We start from the raw sequence: 19,576 nt of genomic DNA, 5'->3' as shown, positions 1-19,576 counted from the left end.
CTTAGTTATCTAATAAATTTTGTGAAGAACGCTCTCGAAATATAGTATCTGTGGCCTGTATGAGTGTATCATTGAAAAGTAAACTATCTGCTGTAGATAATGTGTCTTTTACGTAAATCGTATCATGCTTTACGTTTGCGCCGGGGAACAGCAGGTTTCTTGTTCCTGTCCAGTTTGCCAGGAATCCCACTAGGAATACTACCGGGAGTAACCACCACCACTCTTTTTTTTTACGCTTAGGTTGAACATCGGTAACAGTAGGTTCTATATCTTCTGTTGATATTGGAACCTCGATCGTTCTTTTATATGTTTTCTTTTTGCCAGTAGCTTTTACCTCGTAAGTAGCTAGTCCTACGGTAATATTATCCTTGCCGCCCAACTCATTCGCTTTGTCAATCAGCAATTGAGCGCAGTGCACTAGATCTGCAGCGTTAGCGGATAATATATCACTAATGCCTTTTCGGGTTACTAGGTCCGTAAGACCATCACTGCATAAGAGTACAATATCGTTGGGAAAAAAGCTATGTTCAAATACATCCAGATAACCCTCACTATCATTGGCATCCAGCAGTTGCTCCCCTAGCATTTTGCTGATTTCATTACGTTGTGGATGCTGCATAGCCTCTTCTTCCGTGATATAGCCATTGTCTTCTTTGAATCCAACGATAGAATGATCCTTTGTGAATTTGATGAGCTCGCCTTTGCGGAAGATATAACCGCGTGTATCACCTACATGTGCTACATACATCATTTCCTTTTCTGCATCCAGAATAGCCACGGTAAGTACACAACTCATACGCGGCAATTCGCCTGACTGGCGTTTCTGATAGATATTATTATTTGCATTGATTACGGCTTCTTTCAATAACTGAAGCGGTGCCCCGAAACTAAGTTGCTGCAGATAACTCTCGATAGTATTTTTCGCAATGGCAGCGGCTACTTCTCCACCTTCATATCCACCCACACCATCAATTACGCCTATTAACAAGGTAGAGGGCTTTCCCCACAGATGTCTTAGCCATACAAAGTTGTCTTCGTTCTGCTCACGTCTGCGGCCGATATCCGTTTGTAGATGCGAAACAATAGTGCTGCTCATTTTCTATTTTTTGTTTGCAGATAAAAAACTAAAACAATAAATGCTATCAACAATAATGAAATCATATTTTTATAGATAGCGTTTCAAACAATCACCTTTTATACCTCAGCTTTAAAATCTAGCTGAAAAATACCACACACAATAGAGGATTCGCTTTTTAAAGGATGCCATACGGGGTTTTCGCCGATACGGCTTAATTCTAACTTTTGCTCATTCACAAAAGCATCTGCAAAAAGCGCAATATAAAATAGCCTAGCGCTTTCTTCGTATTTAATCATAAAATGTTCCTTCTGTAAGCTACCCGTTGGTTCGTTAATACAAAGCAACGTAGGTGTTGTGGTAAGTCCCTCAATAGCTTTTGTAACTTTTAATATTTTCTCCCGCATGGGGAAACTATAACGCTGCTTATTAAGCACAAACTGTATGGTGGCCAACCGCTCTTTTTTAAGGGATTGAGAAGTATTATTGCTGATAGTAGGTGCCGGTTCTGCAGAAATTAATTCTCTGTTGAACTTAACTCTGAAATGTCCTTTGGCGAGAATATCGATGTTGGCAAACGTATTCGGATTAAGATCGTATTTAGAGTATTTGGAGTGTTTAGTACTTACCGATACTTTAATCTGCTCGGCAGAAAGCTCTGTCCAGGACTTTTCAGCAGTAGGCGCACTAATCACCTGTACGGTGCCCGGTTCTATTTCAGTGTTATCAATACCCTTTTCGGCCGGACAGTACTGAAAATCCCAGTAGTTGGCCAAAGGTTCGCAACGAGGATACTGACTTTTCATTTGATTGATGTATGCATAAAACTCATCCAGTATGCCTTCGGTAATGCCTGCTAGACGCAGTTCTGCATGACGATAATCCTCAGGGCGCATCAAAATCAAATAACTACAGTCGTACATCATGCGCCTATTAAAAGACTCTCGTTCTATGGTTTCCTTAAAAGAAGCTACAACCTGATCTACCAGCGCCTGATTGGTAAGCCTTATTTCAGACTCTTCGTCATCAGGAAAAAGCCATTTTTTAATCTTGTTAAGCATATAGTACTTGCTTTATGAAAGTTTCTCAATGCGACGTTCTACAATTCTTTCTATTTTATTGTTCTCCCCCACCACCAAGGATACATCGATATTATACAATATCCACTCATCTTCTTCTCGTTGCTTAATGCGATACAACATATTAAAATCTACATACACTTTTTGCTGTTGAGGGTGATGCGTGAATACATAGGATGCATCATCAATCACGGCTTCTGTAAACCGCCATTTGCCGTGATAGGAGGCGCATTCTTTTTGTATTTCGCTAATAGAAACATTGGATTTACTATAATACTGTTTTACCTCAGTGTCGAAAAAGCGAGATAAATTGTCACAATCACTCCTACTGCGGTAATAATTTTCAATCATGTTTTTAATAGCCTGTTCTTTCTGAATAGGATCTACACTGATAATAATCTCATCTACCCTACCATCTTCTTCCTGAGAAATAATCGTGTCGTTTAAATCATTGTAGGTATCGACAGGCTGTTCTTCGGGAATAATGACTGGAGTTTTAGGAATATTCTTTTTCTTATCGGTTTCTATTTGAGTTTCATTTTTAGCCTGTGAGTTGAACGCATTGAAATAGGCGGTAATTATATCTTTATTCAATGCAAAGATTACCAGTTTATTCAATGCAAAGATTACCAGTGCCACAATAAACGTAACCAGCAAAAATGTTACTATAGAAGATCTTCTTTTCTTGCGCCTAATATAGGTATATGGAGACGGCGCTACAGGCGGTACTACATATTGCTCCTTATTATGTGATGGATTGATTACAATAGTCTCATCCCCACCAGCTACATTACCAATTTTTCGAAGCTCTTTTCTTTCTTCTGGATTTTTGTGAAAATAATCCGGTAATAAACTACGCCAAGGCTCTGGCAAAACGGCCGTATCTATATTTTTTCTGACAATACTTTCCTGAATCTCAAAATCGGAAACATTCTCATGCGGATAAGGTGGCCGGCCAGTCACCATTTGATAAAAGCTAACAGCTAAAGAATAAATATCGGTTTTAGGGGTTAGATTTTTAACATCATACACCTGTTCAGGGCTCATGTACATGAGGGTACCCATTCTCGACCCCGTTTGTGTTACCGTGATGTTATCTTTGATTTTAGCCACACCGAAATCGAGCAATTTGATTTTTCCTTCTTCTGTAACAAATAAATTCGAAGGCTTAATATCCCGGTGAATCACATGTTTGCGGTGCGTATATTGCAGAGCATCTACCAAATCGTTCCACCACTCTATCAATTGCTGATTGGAAAATCGTTCTCCATCTTTGAGTCGTTGCGCTACGTCCTTACCCTCCAGGTATTCCATTACCATACAAGGTCTTTCTCCGAGAATACCATAATCCATTATCGTCCGGATATGGGGATGGTCCAATCTCACCATCAGCTTGGCCTCATTCTCAAAACGCGCAACGATCTCCTTTTCTTCACAAAATTTTTTCAACAACACCTTTACAGCTGCAGGCTTCTGTAATATGTTTTCGGCATACCATACTTCGGCCATTCCTCCCTCGCCCAGCTTGTATTTTAAAATATATCCGTTGATATTTGCGTTTTCCATTCCTCCTTAAGTTACATAAATATATGATCCAAAGTACTTTTGAGTTCTACTTTTAATACACATATGTGCGTATTGTAACCTCCAAGATAGGCGAAACGGTCGCATTTTTGCTTAAAGAAAGTTATAAAAACGGTAAACGGTATATGGTTTTCGGTAAAACAACATTATCAGACAATTTTAGGAAGATTTTTGAAACTCAAAAATTGGACGTATCGCAGCTGCAATCTGTGCATGGAGGCGATATTAACGATGCCTATTGTGTATATACGCAAACAGGCAAATACTTTATGAAAATAAACCATGCGCGTAAATACCCTGAAATGTTTGCAAAGGAAGCTCAAGGATTGCAAGCACTTAGAAATAACAGTCAATTTACCGTACCCCGGGTTATTGCACACGGGGTGTCGGATGCCGATCAGTATTTGATTCTGGAGTGGATAGAACAGGGTCAGCCTAGGAAAGATTTTGCCCTGCATTTTGGCCGTAATCTGGCAGCCATGCACCAACTACAACAGCCTTATTTCGGCTTTGAAACCGATAATTATATCGGTAGTTTACCACAAGTAAATACGCAGCAGGCTTCATGGAATACTTTTTATGCGCAATGTCGAATTTTGCCACTGGTAAAAATACTAGCAGATCAGGAGGCTTTTTCCGGGGCTGATGTAAAAAAGGCCGAACGATTTTGTGAACGTTTATCCGAGATCTTCCCCGAAGAGGCCCCTGCGCTATTGCATGGAGATTTGTGGAGTGGTAATTATTGTGTGACTGCTGATGGGTACGCCGCTATTTATGATCCCGCCGTGTATTATGGCCACAGAGAAATGGATTTGGGAATGACGCTGCTCTTTGGCGGATTTCCGCGAGCATTTTATGAGGCTTATCATGAGTATTATCCGCTAGAACCTAACTGGCGAAAAAGAGTAGCCTATACCCAATTATATCCTCTACTGGTGCATGCCATCTTATTTGGGGGACATTATGTGCATGCTGTAAGAGAAACGCTAAGCGATTTTTAAATAAATGATACGCTATGATAGTTTATAAAACAAAAACCAGTCTAATTATCAAACTGCTGTTTACCGTAGTGCTGATTTGTTTACTGGTATTTGCCGCTCTCGAAAAAAGTGTGGCATTGGTTATTATTACTCTAGTGTTTACCGCAGTAGTATTGTATATATTTCGCACCACTCATTATACGGTTTTTGAACATCGCCTGATTATCAAAAGTGGGTTTTTGTTTTATGAGGAGATAGATATTGAGAGTATCAAAAGAATAACACGAAAAAGAAGTAACCTTTTAAGCGGGCCGGGATTTTCCGTAGATAGGTTGATAATTGAATATGGAGATGATGGCTGCGTTATCATCTCTCCCAAGCTGCAAAAAGAATTTGTTGAACATCTCAAAAGTATTCATCCTGATATTATTATTGTGTAGAAAGATTAGGATGCTGCATTGACATTTATAAAATCTTTGGCATTAATGGTAAGTATAATCTCAGTACCTCTTCCTGGTGTTGAGTTGATATCAATATCTGCATTAATTTGTTTAGCACGTGCTCTTAGGTTTTTGATGCCGTTGCGGTTAGTTTCTTGATTGGGATTGAAGCCTTTGCCATTATCCTTCACCACAAAACGAAGTATATTATTATCGATCCAAGCTTTAATAGAAGCCTCTGTGCATTCTGAATACTTCACCAGGTTGTTTACCGATTCTTTAATGATTAGGAAAATATTTCGGCGGGTTTCCATTGGAATAGGAATGTCTGCAATATTCTCCGGAAATTCTATTTCGAAATTGATATTCTTCGATTCAAACAATGGGATGGCAAACTCGCTAATATGCGTGCTCAAATTGCTGAACTTGTCATTACTCGGTTTTACCAGCCAGATGATATCGTCCAAAGCTTCGAGTGTGTCTTTTGCATTAGCTTCAATTTTTGATAGTAGGTCGTGCGAACCCGCTCCGCTTTTACGCAACAATTCACTGAAGATATGAATACTACTGAGTGATGAGCCCATATCATCGTGCAGGTCGGATGCTATCTGCGCACGTATTTCCAGCTCTCTTTGCAGCGAGCGGTTTCTTTCCAATAGTCGGAGGCGCAAATAATATAAGACCCCGGTAATTAATAGCAACAGGAACAGAATAAGACTACCTACCATGATAATATTCTTATTCCTATCCACTTTTTGAGCCATTTCCACTTTTTCCTGGTGGTAAGCAAATTCTTTATTGCGCAACGATTGATTGTTTTTTAAGAGTATGCTATCGGACAACTCTTTAAACAAGGAGCCGTATTCAAATGCAGCTTTCCAGTCTTCTCTTGCAGCAGCAGTTTTAGTAAGCCCCTCATACGCGTTCTTAGCTTCCACTACAGAGCGGATGGTATTGGCAATGTTCAGGCTGGTATCGAACATTTGCTGGGCCATTTGATAATCTTTTTTCAGAAAGTACGCTTTGCCCAGATTAGAATAGCTATTGGCAATAAAAAGTTGATCACCTAGTTTGATATTGATGTCGAGTGCTTTTTTCAGTAGTTTTAAGCCTCTATCAATCTGCCCTTCCCGAATCAGAATATTACCCAGACTATTATAGCAAATAGCAATACCCTTATCATCATTGCGAATGATATTAAATCCCAATGCCCTTTTATAATAAATCTTGGCGGAGTCCATCATCCCCATCCGCTCATAACACTCACCCATATTTTGCAAATTAATAGCCAGGCCGCGCTTATTGTTTTCACGGGCGGCAATGGGCATGCACAGTTTGAAATAGTAAATGGCTGCGCGATAATCTTCCCGAACCACATGGATATTTCCAATACTGTTCAGCGCAATCGTCACGCTATAATTATCGCCCATTTTCTCGGCCAGCATCCAGGCTTTGGTGAGATAATCGAGTGCCATATTATAATCGTCCACACGACGATAGGCTACTCCCAAATTGTTATAGGCTTTAATTTCTTCCTTGACGTTGTTATGAGATTTGGCAAGATCCAGTGCTATTTTGTGATAATGGATAGCATCGTCGTACTGCGACATATCTCTTTTGAAAACGCCGTACGAATTATAGAGCAAAGGCTCTGCACTTTTGTAATTGAACTTTTCTACTAGTCGAAAGGCTTCGTTATAAAGTATCTGACGATTGACATCGTATCTATTGTTCTCTACAATGTTCAATATGGAATCGACCTTTTCCTTACTATCAGGCATGGACAATACCGGATAGTTAGGTGCCTTCTGCGCAAAAGAGAAGCCTGACAAACAAATTGAGAGCAAAAGGAATAGAGGTAATAACTTAGACAAAAATGAATACCTCATTGATATATTTTGATTTTTTTAAGAGCTGCGTACCCGACAGCCTCTGCACAAATATATTCAAATTCTCTTGACTTTAATCAATTTGCAGCAGTTCTCAATAAAAAAGCCCTGTTGCCAGGGCTTTAATGAACTATATCTTTATAAATAATATTATTTCAGCTTACTTAAAGCTTCTTTGATGCGGCTCCATCCTTTCTCTATATTGGCTAGGCTATTTGCAAAGGAGAAGCGCACACATTTGGGCTCACCGAAAGCAGCACCCATTACAGATGATACATGAGCGGTGTTCAGCAAATACATGCACAAATCTGCCGAATCAGAAATCAATGTTTCACCATCAGATTTGCCGTAGAAGGCACTCATATCGGGGAAAATATAGAACGCTCCGTCGGGATTAGAACATTTCACTCCCGGGATTTCGCTAATCAGCTCCAGTACGCGATTTTTTCTGCGGGTGAATTCGGCTGTCATTTCTTGGGTAGGCTTTAAATCGGCTGTCAGCGCCACCACACCAGCTTTTTGGGCAATAGAGCAAGTACCGCTTGTAATCTGTCCCTGAATTTTCTCCATCGCTTTGGCAATCTCCACTGTAGAAGCGGTGTAGCCGATACGCCATCCAGTCATGGCAAATCCTTTACTCAGTCCGTTTACTATTACCACACGATCTTTGATTTCTTCAAACTGAGCAATGCTTTCGTGCGGACCTACATAATTAATGTATTCGTAAATCTCATCCGACACGATGATAATATTAGGATGTTTTTTAAATACTTCTACCAACGTCGCCAGCTCCTCTTTGGTGTAAACGGCACCCGAAGGATTACAAGGCGATGAAAACAGGAACATTTTCGTCCTAGGGGTAATAGCGGCTTCTACCTCTTCTGCGGTTGTTTTAAAGCCTTTTTCCAAAGAGGTTCTGATTTCCACCACTTTTCCGCGGGCAATTTTTACCAATTCGGAGTAGGTTACCCAGTAAGGAGTAGGAATAATCACCTCGTCGCCCTCATCTACCAAAGCCAAAATTGCGTTTGCCAGGCTTTGTTTGGCACCGGTAGAAACGATAATTTGTTCAGGTTTATAATCCAATTGGTTATCTCTCTTTAACTTAGTACATACGGCTTCGCGCAGGTCCAGAAATCCGGCAACGGGGGTATAGTGGCTCCAGTTGTCGTTAATCGCTTGAATAGCGGCCTGTTTAATGTGATCGGGGGTGTCAAAATCGGGTTCACCCAAACTCAGATCGATTACATCTATGCCTTTGGCCCTTAATTCACGGCCCAGCTTAGCCATCTTCAATGTTTCAGGCTCGGAAAAGCGTTGTAAAAGAGATGATAATTGCATTGTTAGAATATATTTTCTTTACTAATTATAAAAAATCACGCAAAGGTAATGGTTGATCGAGATAAAAGATAATTTAAATGATAAAATGTTGAAAAGGATTTTATATTTTCCCTTATTTTTTTAATAATCTTATTTTATTAACTTATAAATTTTAATTGATGCGAAACCTTATCTTTGCAGCCTTTGAAAAAACAGGATAAGGTTTTTGGCGGATAACTTGCCAAAGTACTTTTACGAAACTAAGCGAAAAATAAAACAGTAAACTCATATGCAACTTAAAGGCCTGGTTCGTTTTTTTACGATTCTGCTTATCATTTATTCGTTGTACCAGTTGTCATTTACCTGGCTGGTGCGCAATCACGAGAAAAAACTTGAGAAACAAGCACGTACATTTGTAGACAAAAACTTCCCTACCCCTGAGGCAAAATATCCTAACAATAGGGATTCCCAAGAAATTTACCGTGAGTTTCTTAGTCAGGCTTATGAGGCTAGATTAGCCCGTCTGAAAGACAGTACCAAAGATGTAACGCTTACTTACGGTTTTACAGGCCCTATCAGCTATCAAAAGGCTAAAAGCGAAGAGTTAAACCTAGGGCTGGATTTGCAGGGAGGTATGAGCATTACCATGGAAGTGGAAATGAGCGGAGTGCTGAAGACGCTTGCCAACAACAGCAAAGATCCCAATTTCCTAAAAGCCCTTTCTAATGCTGAAGCTCGTAAAGGTAATAGCGATGCTAATTTCGTAACCCTGTTTGTAGAAGAATACAAGAAATTAGTTCCTAACGCACGCCTTGCCGAATTGTTTGCCAACGCTAACAATAGTGAGATAAAAGTTACCGACAGCGACAGCAAGGTAATCAGCTTCTTGAATGAGCAAGCTAAGGTAGCGTTTGACAATACAGCCCGTTTGATTACCACACGTATTGATAAGTTTGGTGTAGCACAGCCCAGCATTAACCCTGATCCGGACAAGCAAATCATTTCTGTAGAGTTGCCGGGTGTTCAGGATAAAGAGCGAGTGCGTAAAAATCTGCAGGCAAGTGCCAACTTGCAGTTCTGGGAAGTATATACCCTAAACGAAATTGCAGCTAGCATCAGCAGCGCTAACGATGCTTTCTTTGCATATAACAATGAAAATAAACCTGCTACATCCCAGCAAAATGATTCTACTGCTACAGCCGCAGCTCCTGCTGACGGTACAGCAGCTGCTCCAAGCGATAGCGGCAACTTGCAGGATCAATTAAAACAACTGGCTCAGCAAGGCAACACTTCCACTACGCCCGAAGCGAATCAGGAAGAAGAAGCTAAAAAGTATTTGAGCGGTTGGATTGATTTCTCGGCAGCAGCGCAAGGGAGAATTAACGGAGTGGGTCTGGTAATGATTAAAGATACTGCCGAAGTACGCGCAATATTGGAATCGCCTGTAGTAAAAAATCATTTCCCTGCCGACCTAGTATGGATGTTTGGTATTCCGGAGAAAAAATCTCCTTTTGTTCAGTTACATGCCATTAAAACCTATGGCCGTGAATCTGCTCGTCTGGGTGGAGAAATGGTAACCAATGCCCGTTACGACTTTGACCAGGCTGGTAGAACACATGTTACACTCGATATGAATCCGGTAGGTGCCAGAATTTGGGCTGATATGACTCGCGCCAATGTAGGACGCCCCATCGCCATTGTGGTAGATAACATTGTTTATTCTGCACCCAACGTAAATGAACCTATCGAGGGCGGTAGATCCAGCATTTCAGGAAGCTTTACTACAGAGGAAGCAAGCGACCTGGCCAATATTCTTAAAATCGGAAAACTACCGGCTCCAGCAAAAATCGTTTCCGATACTACCGTGGGTCCTACCCTGGGTGCTGCAGCACTGAAGGGTGGTATGACCTCCTTCATTATTTCATTTATCGTGATCTTCACTTTGATGATCATTTACTATAACACAGGTGGTTGGGTAGCTAATATTGCGTTGATTCTAAACCTGCTGTTTACCGTAGGTGTACTGGCCGGACTGGGTGCTACCCTCACTGCTCCCGGTATTGCGGGTTTGGTACTCACTATAGGTATGGCGGTAGATACCAACGTACTTATCTACGAAAGAATTAAGGAAGAACTAAGAAAAGGTAAAGCTTATATACCGGCGATTAATCAAGGTTATCACCGTTCTTTAGCTCCAGTATTGGATGGCCACATCACCACCATGCTTACCGCCTTTATCCTTTACTACTTCGGATTAGGTCCGGTAAAAGGCTTTGCCACTACTCAAATTTTGGGTCTGTTCCTTTCATTATTCTGCGGTATTCTGGTAAGCCGCTGGGTAACCGACTGGTTTACTAATAAGAATAGACATCTGCAGTACTTTACCAAAATCAGTACCGCCATTGAGAAGAAATCCAACTTCAAATTCATTGAGTTCCGTAAAAAAGCTTATGTCATATCAGCTATTATTGCCCTGTTGGCTATCGGTACTATTTTCAATGGATTTGATTATGGTGTGGAATTCGATGGTGGACGTAGCTACAAAATTGCTTTTGGTAAAAAAGTAGATGTAGAAGCTGTAAGAGCAGATCTCAAAGCAACCTTCGAAGATGAAAATCCGATTATCAAAACTGTAGGTGATGCTAGCACACTGGATATCACTACCGCCTACATGATTCGCGACCCGAGAACGCAATATGCTGACTCTGTGGTGGAATACAAACTTTACGAAGGTCTGAAAAAATATCTGCCTGAAAATACTACTTATCAGCAGTTCGATCAGATTTATAAAAGAGAAACCAAGAAAGTGTTGCCTACTATTTCTGACGACTTGAAGAAAGGTGCGATTAAGGCAACGCTGCTGGCAATCTTTGTAATCTTTATATACATCTTCTTACGTTTCCGCGATTGGAGATTCTCATTAGGAACTATTTTCGCTTTGATACACGATGCGTTAATGGTACTTATAGTCTTCTCCTATGCGAGAAAATTTGTACCATTCCCGCTAGAAATCGACCAGCACTTTATTGCGGCTATCCTGACTGTACTTGGTTTCTCCATGAACGATACCGTGGTGGTCTTCGATCGTATTCGTGAAGATATGAAGTTGTATCCTTCCATGGATCAGAAACAGCTGATAAACAAAGCCATCAATGAAACACTGAGCAGAACTATCATGACTACACTCACTGTATTCCTCACTATTTTAATTCTGTTTATTTTCGGTGGTGAGGTTACCAGAGGTTTTGCTTTTGCGATGTTGATTGGTGTGCTTACCGGTATCTACTCAACTGTTTTCGTTGCGGCTCCGGTATTGATTGACCTAAAAGGTGGCATCAAAAAGTCGAAACCGCAGGTAGATATCCATGCTCCTAAAGCACAAACCACTTAAGAATAAGTAACAAAACATCTTTAACATAAAAACCGGAGTTTTCAACTCCGGTTTTTTTTATGCATACAAGATATTGCCATAAAGCACTTTATACCTGTAAGGAGAAAAGCTTCATCTGCTTTAACAAAAACAATTTGGAATCCCCTTGTTTTTGATGTAAATTTAATACTGGTGGTCTACTACTCCAGCTGAATCAAATCCTAACACTGTACGCTCGCTTCATAACACGACCTATTGCCACCTCCGCCCTGTTAACCGATTAGGATAAGAAGTTATTTTAAAACTAAAAACATGATTACCATGAAACGCCACTACCCAGAAAATACACACAACATAGAACCACCACATCCTCAGCTTTTTCTGCAGATACCGGTGTGCTTTACGGGAAACGCTATCACTTATCTATCGTCGGAAAGAGATATGAGGGTGAATCTCGACGAATGGGAATGGCACGAGGAGATTATCGACGGAGAGGTATATTGTATCGTTACCGACCGCCGTAACGCCGAAAAGCCAGACAGGCATTAATCATTTATCTGCGAGGAATGAGCACAGAAACTATTCCATTACTTCCACATCGTATATCTGTACTTTTTTCCACAGATGGCTGCATTGCTCTACAAATGCCTTATGTATGGGGTGCACCTGATAGGCTTTTTCATCCTCCACACTTGAAAGATATTCAAGCAGACAAATATCATAACTGCTATCTATAACAGGTCTTTTTTCTGTGGCTGCCGGTGTGCCTATGATTAGTTTTTTTATCTGAGGAATGGCTTTTAAAGTTCTGAGACCTTTAAGCAGGGCTTGTTTATCGGCCTCAGATTCCGGATTCTTCAACCAAAAGAATACCTGATGTAGTATTTGCTTCGGTTGATCGACAGTTAGTACAGAGGGCGCTATTGCTGCTATTGCAGCGCTTTTAATAAATTGTCTTCTGGAGTTCTTTTTCATATGCAAATGATTTAATGTTAATCCGCTTTGGCGGGTGTATTTTCCTTCACCACTACAAGGTCTTGCAATTCTACCTGCATTGGCAGCAATCCTATTTTTACAACAGCCCGTTTACTTTTTATTTCCAACACCTCACCTACCTGATGATTTTTCCGCATCTTTACCAGATCACCCACCTTAATTTCTCCGCCTACTTCGGTGTACTTGCTTTCTATTTTCTTCTGCATTTTGGTTACCGTCTTAGTAGTATTGCGGTTGAATAGCAGGGCTGCCATCTGTTTCATCACTTTTTCTTTATCCTCTTCCTTTTTCCATTCGATGGTAATCTGCTTAAGCTTACGCTCCATATCTTTCAGATAGGTGATGCGCTCCTGAGTGATTTTATTTTGCTCGCGCAAAACAGCCAGTTGCTGACGATGGCGTTCTTTATCCATCACTTGCTGCATTTCTTTCTGCAGCCGTTCATTTTCCTTTATCAGTCGCTGCAGTTCCTTATCTTTCTGTGCAATATCGCGCAAATCTTGCTCGGTGCGGTTGAGCAGCTTATCCAGCCTATAATGATCCTTATCTACCAACGCTCTGGCTTTATCAATCAGCCGCTTATCCAGGCCGATGCGCTCGGCTATGGAAAAGGTATAGGAGCTTCCCGGTTTTCCGATGATTAGCTGATACATGGGTTGCAGGTTTTGCTCATCAAAAGCCATCGCACCATTCATAATACCTGCGGTTTTACCCGCCATTACTTTCAGATTGAGGTAGTGAGTGGTTACTACACCAAATGAGTGTTTCTTCAGCATCTCCAATAAGATCACCTCGGCAAAAGCTCCACCCAGATGCGGATCACTACCACTTCCCAACTCATCAATGAAGAACAGAGTTTTGCCATTGGCATGCTCCATAAAATATTTCATATGCAGCAGATGGCTGCTGTAGGTACTCAGCTCAAATTCCAGACTTTGCGTATCCCCAATGTGGATCATCAGTTGTTTGAAAATGCCAAACTCGCTGGAGGGATGCACCGGCACTAATAAGCCGCTTTGCAGCATCATCTGCAAGAGCCCAATGGTTTTCATGGTTACGGTTTTTCCTCCGGCGTTGGGTCCACTAATTACCAAAATACGTTGGTCTTCCTTCAACGTTACCGTAACGGGGACTGTGGGTTTACCACTCTTTTTATTGTACAGATACAATAAAGGATGATAGGCCTGTACCAGATGCACCAACGCTTTATCGTGCACCACGGGATACTCACCGTTGATATCTATGGCAAACTTAGCCTTAGCCCTGATGAAATCATATTCACCCACTATCGCATGATAGGTATGCAGTAAGGCCGCATATTGCGATAGCCGCGCAGTAAGCTGCCTTAAAATACGGTACACTTCTTTTCTTTCCTGATTTTCCAGGTCGCCGATTTCATTATTTAGCGGCATGGTTTCTTCGGGCTCGATAAATGCGGTTTTACGACTATCGCTCTCACCATGAAAAATGCCTTTCACCACGCGCTTGTACTCCGAAAATACGGCCACTACCCTACGGCCGTTCATAAAGCTTTCTTCAATTTCGGCCAGATAGCCCTGCTTGGAAAGCCTGGAAATAATGCGGTCAAATATCTTACGCAGCTCATTACGCTTTTTGTACAGCGACTGACGAATGTCTCTTAGCGCATCAGAAGCCGAATCTTTTACATTCCCCTGTTCATCAATCACCTCATCAATCAGTGCTATAATGGCTTTTTCATAATAAGTTCCCTGCACAATCTCCCATAGGCCGGAATAGGCCACTCTGCGCTCTTCGTTAAACCAGCGGAAGATTTTTTCAATACTTTCCGCCAACTTGCGGATATTGAGCAAATCCTCCCCTTGGAGTACAGAGCCACTGATGGATAATAATTTAAGCTCTTTATGGAGGTTTAAAACATAATCGTTCGGAAAATAAATCCTGTTTAGAATTAGCTGCTTGAACTCATGGCTCTGTCTTAAGTCTGCATCCACAAACTTCTTATGGGTATGAATACGCAACTGCTGCGCCTTTTCGATGGCATATTGACATTGACAATGGGCCACCAAAAGAGCCTTCACTTTATCAAACTCCAATTGTACCGAAGCCGATTCGGGATATAACTTCATATACTCACTTTCTAAAGCGGGCAAAATTACAGTTTAATACGCGGATGGCAGCAAATCCAGGGCCTGAATATCTTCGCCGACCATCGAACATTTTTTTCATACTGATTGTTTTTTTTATAAATTGACAGTATGAACCGCTTCCTGTTTCCAGCATTGTTATTATTGTGGTGTACTTTTACGGCCTGTGGGCAACAAAAACACCCCAAACCAATGCCTGTATTTACAGGGCCTCAAACTAAAAATTCAAAAATGGAAAAGAAAACGGAGATCGCCACATTTGCCAATGGTTGTTTTTGGTGTACAGAAGCTATATTTCAGGATGTAAAAGGTGTAGAAAAAGTGACCAGCGGCTATACCGATGGCCATATCGATAAACAACCCACCTATGAAGAAGTATGCACCGGCACTACCGGTTTTGCAGAAGCTTTGCAAATTGTGTATGATCCTACCGTAATCTCGTACGACGAGCTGCTTGAAATTTTTTGGAAAACACACGATCCCACCACACTCAACCGTCAGGGTAATGATGTAGGAACACAGTACCGTAGTGGTATTTACTATCACAACGAAGAGCAAAGAAAAAAGGCTGAATATTATAAAGAAGCCTTGGATAAAAGCGGCGCTTTTGACAAGCCCATCGTTACCGAAATCAAAGCTTTCAGGCATTTTTATCCCGCCGAAGACTACCATCAGTCCTATTTCAATAACAACGAAGACAAGAACCCTTATTGCAAAATTGTGATTAGGCCTAAGGTAGACAAATTTAGAGCGGCTTTTAAGGATAAGCTGAAAACCCAATAAAGCAACAAGTGGAAATAGTACCAGTAGGCCCCCCTACTCACCTACAGAGCCTCGTTTTCGTTTTTTAGCACAAAGGATTTCGAAACTCCATCTTCCATTATATAGCGTTATCTAATAATTCCACTCATGCTATTGTCCATAATAGATAAGTGTACCAAAAATACAATATCGGTAAAACCTGTATGAAGGATAGGAAAATAGGATATATTGGCACCCACTCTATTTGAAAAATTAAAACTACCTTCAACTGGGTGTTACCGAAAGGAAAACAGTGCGATTGCGGTTATTAGGTATTATGCTACGCCTCCTATTCCTAATGCGCTTGATCGTTACACAATGCTATCTCATCGGCAAAATCCTTTCTTGAATACCCTTGCATTAGACAAGAGGTTCGTAAATAGGCGCCAGAAGTACATCCAATCAAACACGCAAACCATAAAAACACAATCATGGCAAAAAGCAAAATAGTAGAGATGAACAATATGGGCATTGTGGTGCAATCCCTAGATAATGCCGTTTCATTTTTCACGGAATTGGGGCTTACCCTCGAAGGCAGGGCAATGGTATCGGGTGCTTGGGCAGGAAAAGTCACCGGGCTGGGCGATCAATCGGTAGAAGTAGCCATGATGGTGACCCCGGATGGACACAGTCGGCTGGAGCTCTCGCAATTTCACACTCCGGGAATCATCGAAGACCATAGAACAGCACCGGTAAACGCCCTGGGTTATCTCCGTGTCATGTTTAGGGTAGACCATCTGGACGAATTACTAGAGCGACTGCAAAAACAAGGCGCTGAATTGGTGGGGGAAGTGGTGAATTACGAGAATATTTATAAGCTCTGTTATATCCGGGGAGTCGAGGGACTTCTCATCGGTTTGGCCGAGCAGCTGGATGATACCCCAGCGCCAACACTTTAATTAAGCTAAATAATACCAAAACTACCTCCCTCCTAGCTGCTCCCAAAAAGCTCTCCCTCGCTGGCGTATTTCATTCACGACGATAGGCGAGCTGAATGGTACTACCCACCACATATGTGAATTTACTGTGTAAAAGGTTGTGTATAAGTAATTTAACTTGGTGAAATTTTATAAAAAATATTTTATATTTGAATATAACTTATTATATAATCAAATTTTGCGTTAGTTAAAAATACGGCACTCAGAAGGCCCCAATCAACTCCTCGACAATAAAACATGAAAAGATGTGTATTCATATTTTACTTGTTGATTTTAATATCTGTCATATCAGGTTGTGCCAGCACAGGCTTTCTAATGGCAAAGGCGAATATTATTCTATTTGGTGACTCATACCCATCAAAAAGTGAAGACGCGAAAATTGACGTCTATATGACTAATAAACCGACACAAGAATATGTAGCATTTGCACAAATAACTTGCGGAGTCACAAATGATAAATGGAATTTAGAACAGATAACTAAAAAAGCGCGTGAAATTGGCTCAGATGGAATTATTATAATGGGTAAAGCAGGAACTTTAGGTGTTGGAATTCCTATAGGTACTTTAAATTATGTGGTGACTGAAGAGTACGGAATGACAGCTGTAGCTATAAAGTATAAGTAAATCATGGATTTTCAATTTCTGATTTTATTACTGCTTGTGACATTAACTATTTGGTTATTTAATCGCCTAGATTGTTAGTGCAAAGCGTACAGAAAGTGAGATTATTATAGAAACGTCAACCTGAAATCAGATATTAGACGCGAAAACGATATGTTATTATCAAAAGGACATGTTGGACATATACTTAACTTACTATGGCAAACGTGTAAAATCAGTACATTACTAAAGATATGCGAAAAGAAACATGGGAAAAAACAATTAAACGGCTTGTTTCAGTTTGCACACCTTGACATTACAAACCACATTTGAAAAAATAAAAAGCCTACAGCAAACCAGATATTTGGTACAAGGATAGATTTAGTTGTTAATTAAACATGCTACTTCGTATGAATATTTGTGGTGTATTGAAAGTTTTGCGTTCCTAAACCCGCCCGAACACATAGCCCGAAATCGTTATAGCCAATGTTAAAAGAGATAAAAACAGAATAAATGGAACAAATAATAAGACCGGAAACAATTGAATTTTTTTAAAGCAACTACCTTAGTGGCTTATAGGCTTTTGGACAATTTATGCAATCCTTAGTGTATTTATAAAACCAATCCGACAATACATTTCCAATTTTTATATTATAGAGTCTATCCCCAATGTCTTCGTTACACTAGGACTTTTGGGAACTTTTACTGGAATAGCCTATGGACTTTTAAACTTCGACACCACACCCGATCACATTAAAAGCAGCATTAAATTATTGCTCGATGGTCTTAAGTCGGCAATGTTTACCTCCATAGTTGGAATATCCCTATCACTTATCTTTTCGAAGATTATTAAGGGATTCATTAGCAGGAAATACATAGCCGAACCCGAAAGCCCAGAACTTATTGAACTGAGAAATCTGAATCAAAATTTTGAAGAGCTCAAGAATGCAATTTCGAATAAGGCTATTGGTGAAGCATTTCGTGAAGTAATAACCAATTTCAATGAAGTGCTTCAGATATTTATTGAAGACCTAGTTCAAAGCAATTTTGAAGAACTTACACGAACAATTAATGAACTATCAAATTGGCAAAGAGAACATAAAGAAGATGTTCAGGCATTAAAAACTGCTTATAAAAGTCTTGTTTCAGAGCATCAAAAATTCGCTGATACTACTATAGTTTGGGTTTCAAAACTTGACGAAATTTCAGGTCAATCAAGTAAACTCCAAAAAGTTATAGACGAATTTAATTCTGCTTTTAATGAGGATGGAAATCTTTCACGAATTCTCAAAGATGTTCAAAAAGCTATTTCCGAATTAAAGAGAATAACAGAAAACTTTAGAGATCTAACTACAAATATGAACGAAATTGGTGATTCAATAAAAGTTACATATGATAAAGTTTCTGAATGGAATGAGTCAATATCTGATTTGCAAGATTCTGTAAGAGTAATTGTTGAAAAGGTTGAAACATTCCAAGGTCTGGAAATTAATAAGGTAAATCAAGTTTTAAGTAGCATTGATTCCTTATTTGTAAAGTATATTGAAGATTTAGAGAATCGTCTAAACAATATATAATAAAATATTATGCTTAGAAGAAAAACTGACGACTCTAATTGGATTTCTATTTCAGATATGATGTCTGCTTTAATGGTAATATTTATGTTTATTGCCATTAACTATATTATGCAGGTTATTGAACATACGTTCGTTCAAGATGAAATTTACAATAAACTTCAAGCAGTATTTGATGATGAGATTAAAAGACATGAGATTGAACTTGGCCCTGATGGAACAATAAGGTTTAATTCACTTACCTCAGACAACTTGTTTGAGACGAATGATGACAAACTAACTCCCGCCTTTAAAAAAATATTAGCACATTTTATCCCTAAATACTGGGAAGTTTTGACTTCAGACACAACATATTTCGACTACATAAAAGAAATAAGAATTGAAGGGCATGCTGATACAAAACCGCCAATAAATGGTGGAGATAGTTATCTATACAATTTGGATTTATCATCAAAAAGGGCTGCTTCTGTATTAAAATATTTAAGAGAACAACCTGTATACAAAAAGGCAAGTGATAAAGATAAAAGCAGAATGGACTTCTTATTCACATCAATTGGATTTTCATACTCACGAGCTTTAAATGATGAAAAGAATTATGTACATCTTGATAGTAATAAGATTGTAAATGATGCTCTATCTAGACGAGTTGAGTTCAGAATCGTAACCTCAAACGAAAAATTAATTAATTTAAGTTGCCAGTTATGTTAATTTCTCAAAAGTATATGCGATAACAAATAAAGCGACTTTAATCAGAAAGCCATTTTTTGTTACAGCATGCACTTTTCTGAGCATTTTTTCTTTAAT

General features: G+C 39.9%; 16 protein-coding genes. 9 read left to right on the top strand and 7 right to left on the bottom strand.

Annotated elements, in window-relative coordinates; all coding sequences use genetic code 11:
* Position 1 precedes the first annotated feature (1 nt).
* From V2H41_RS11435 to V2H41_RS11425, 3 genes are all read right to left on the bottom strand, one after another.
* Positions 2-1,096, bottom strand: a complete 1,095-nt coding sequence (locus V2H41_RS11435; protein WP_330975290.1) for a PP2C family protein-serine/threonine phosphatase — start codon at positions 1,094-1,096, stop codon at positions 2-4.
* A 98-nt stretch (positions 1,097-1,194) separates the two neighbouring features.
* Complete coding sequence (locus V2H41_RS11430) at positions 1,195-2,136, bottom strand: hypothetical protein (protein WP_330975289.1); 942 nt, start codon at positions 2,134-2,136, stop codon at positions 1,195-1,197.
* A 12-nt stretch (positions 2,137-2,148) separates the two neighbouring features.
* Positions 2,149-3,720, bottom strand: coding sequence for a serine/threonine-protein kinase (locus V2H41_RS11425; protein ID WP_330975288.1), 1,572 nt, complete (start codon positions 3,718-3,720; stop codon positions 2,149-2,151).
* Between the two features lie 65 nt (positions 3,721-3,785).
* Here V2H41_RS11425 and V2H41_RS11420 point away from each other — a divergent pair, with 65 nt between their 5' ends.
* Positions 3,786-4,739, top strand: a complete 954-nt coding sequence (locus V2H41_RS11420) for a fructosamine kinase family protein (RefSeq protein ID WP_330975287.1) — start codon at positions 3,786-3,788, stop codon at positions 4,737-4,739.
* A 14-nt stretch (positions 4,740-4,753) separates the two neighbouring features.
* Positions 4,754-5,158, top strand: a complete 405-nt coding sequence (locus V2H41_RS11415) for a PH domain-containing protein (RefSeq protein ID WP_330975286.1) — start codon at positions 4,754-4,756, stop codon at positions 5,156-5,158.
* A gap of 5 nt (positions 5,159-5,163) precedes the next feature.
* On the opposite strand, the gene V2H41_RS11410 is transcribed toward V2H41_RS11415, so the two are convergent.
* Together V2H41_RS11410 and V2H41_RS11405 are read right to left on the bottom strand one after the other, a co-directional pair.
* Positions 5,164-7,047 carry a tetratricopeptide repeat-containing sensor histidine kinase gene (locus V2H41_RS11410; RefSeq protein WP_330975285.1) on the bottom strand — a complete coding sequence of 628 codons (1,884 nt, stop codon included), beginning with the start codon at positions 7,045-7,047 and terminating at the stop codon, positions 5,164-5,166.
* A gap of 150 nt (positions 7,048-7,197) precedes the next feature.
* Positions 7,198-8,388 (bottom strand): pyridoxal phosphate-dependent aminotransferase, encoded by a 1,191-nt coding sequence (locus V2H41_RS11405; protein WP_330975284.1) that lies wholly within the window; start codon positions 8,386-8,388, stop codon positions 7,198-7,200.
* A gap of 268 nt (positions 8,389-8,656) precedes the next feature.
* Here V2H41_RS11405 and secDF point away from each other — a divergent pair, with 268 nt between their 5' ends.
* Complete coding sequence (gene secDF / locus V2H41_RS11400; protein WP_330975283.1) at positions 8,657-11,758, top strand: protein translocase subunit SecDF; 3,102 nt, start codon at positions 8,657-8,659, stop codon at positions 11,756-11,758.
* A gap of 291 nt (positions 11,759-12,049) precedes the next feature.
* Positions 12,050-12,286, top strand: coding sequence for a hypothetical protein (locus tag V2H41_RS11395; RefSeq protein WP_330975282.1), 237 nt, complete (start codon positions 12,050-12,052; stop codon positions 12,284-12,286).
* 30 nt (positions 12,287-12,316) lie between these two features.
* Here the strand turns inward: V2H41_RS11395 and V2H41_RS11390 are convergent, their stop codons facing one another.
* The gene (locus V2H41_RS11390) at positions 12,317-12,712 is read right to left on the bottom strand and encodes a Dabb family protein (protein WP_330975281.1); all 396 of its coding nucleotides are present in this window, start codon (positions 12,710-12,712) and stop codon (positions 12,317-12,319) included.
* Positions 12,713-12,729: 17 nt separating this feature from the next.
* A complete protein-coding gene (locus tag V2H41_RS11385) occupies positions 12,730-14,841 on the bottom strand; it encodes an endonuclease MutS2 (protein ID WP_330975280.1) in 2,112 nt (703 codons plus the stop codon).
* 249 nt (positions 14,842-15,090) lie between these two features.
* Here V2H41_RS11385 and msrA point away from each other — a divergent pair, with 249 nt between their 5' ends.
* From msrA to V2H41_RS11360, 5 genes are all read left to right on the top strand, one after another.
* Positions 15,091-15,642, top strand: coding sequence for a peptide-methionine (S)-S-oxide reductase MsrA (gene msrA / locus V2H41_RS11380; protein WP_330975279.1), 552 nt, complete (start codon positions 15,091-15,093; stop codon positions 15,640-15,642).
* A gap of 449 nt (positions 15,643-16,091) precedes the next feature.
* On the top strand, positions 16,092-16,559 hold the full coding sequence (locus tag V2H41_RS11375; RefSeq protein ID WP_330975278.1) for a VOC family protein: 468 nt from the start codon (positions 16,092-16,094) through the stop codon (positions 16,557-16,559).
* 276 nt (positions 16,560-16,835) lie between these two features.
* On the top strand, positions 16,836-17,222 hold the full coding sequence (locus V2H41_RS11370) for a hypothetical protein (RefSeq protein WP_330975277.1): 387 nt from the start codon (positions 16,836-16,838) through the stop codon (positions 17,220-17,222).
* Positions 17,223-17,773: 551 nt separating this feature from the next.
* Positions 17,774-18,775 (top strand): MotA/TolQ/ExbB proton channel family protein, encoded by a 1,002-nt coding sequence (locus V2H41_RS11365; RefSeq protein WP_419784741.1) that lies wholly within the window; start codon positions 17,774-17,776, stop codon positions 18,773-18,775.
* Between the two features lie 9 nt (positions 18,776-18,784).
* Complete coding sequence (locus tag V2H41_RS11360; RefSeq protein ID WP_330975275.1) at positions 18,785-19,480, top strand: OmpA/MotB family protein; 696 nt, start codon at positions 18,785-18,787, stop codon at positions 19,478-19,480.
* Positions 19,481-19,576 lie beyond the last annotated feature (96 nt).

The organism is Niabella digestorum (assembly GCF_036409055.1).
Classification (GTDB): domain Bacteria; phylum Bacteroidota; class Bacteroidia; order Chitinophagales; family Chitinophagaceae; genus Niabella; species Niabella composti.
Note: the sequence above shows the minus strand (reverse complement) of the source record. Positions and strands in the feature narration are given on the sequence as shown.

Excerpts from the sequence above, each read along its gene's own strand:
- V2H41_RS11435 (WP_330975290.1), bottom strand. The coding sequence starts at position 1,096 with ATGAGCAGCACTATTGTTTCGCATCTACAAACGGATATCGGCCGCAGA.
- V2H41_RS11430 (WP_330975289.1), bottom strand. The coding sequence starts at position 2,136 with ATGCTTAACAAGATTAAAAAATGGCTTTTTCCTGATGACGAAGAGTCT.
- V2H41_RS11425 (WP_330975288.1), bottom strand. The coding sequence starts at position 3,720 with ATGGAAAACGCAAATATCAACGGATATATTTTAAAATACAAGCTGGGC.
- V2H41_RS11415 (WP_330975286.1), top strand. The coding sequence starts at position 4,754 with ATGATAGTTTATAAAACAAAAACCAGTCTAATTATCAAACTGCTGTTT.
- V2H41_RS11410 (WP_330975285.1), bottom strand. The coding sequence starts at position 7,047 with ATGAGGTATTCATTTTTGTCTAAGTTATTACCTCTATTCCTTTTGCTC.
- V2H41_RS11405 (WP_330975284.1), bottom strand. The coding sequence starts at position 8,388 with ATGCAATTATCATCTCTTTTACAACGCTTTTCCGAGCCTGAAACATTG.
- secDF (WP_330975283.1), top strand. The coding sequence starts at position 8,657 with ATGCAACTTAAAGGCCTGGTTCGTTTTTTTACGATTCTGCTTATCATT.
- V2H41_RS11395 (WP_330975282.1), top strand. The coding sequence starts at position 12,050 with ATGATTACCATGAAACGCCACTACCCAGAAAATACACACAACATAGAA.
- V2H41_RS11390 (WP_330975281.1), bottom strand. The coding sequence starts at position 12,712 with ATGAAAAAGAACTCCAGAAGACAATTTATTAAAAGCGCTGCAATAGCA.
- V2H41_RS11385 (WP_330975280.1), bottom strand. The coding sequence starts at position 14,841 with ATGAAGTTATATCCCGAATCGGCTTCGGTACAATTGGAGTTTGATAAA.
- msrA (WP_330975279.1), top strand. The coding sequence starts at position 15,091 with ATGGAAAAGAAAACGGAGATCGCCACATTTGCCAATGGTTGTTTTTGG.
- V2H41_RS11375 (WP_330975278.1), top strand. The coding sequence starts at position 16,092 with ATGGCAAAAAGCAAAATAGTAGAGATGAACAATATGGGCATTGTGGTG.
- V2H41_RS11370 (WP_330975277.1), top strand. The coding sequence starts at position 16,836 with ATGAAAAGATGTGTATTCATATTTTACTTGTTGATTTTAATATCTGTC.
- V2H41_RS11360 (WP_330975275.1), top strand. The coding sequence starts at position 18,785 with ATGCTTAGAAGAAAAACTGACGACTCTAATTGGATTTCTATTTCAGAT.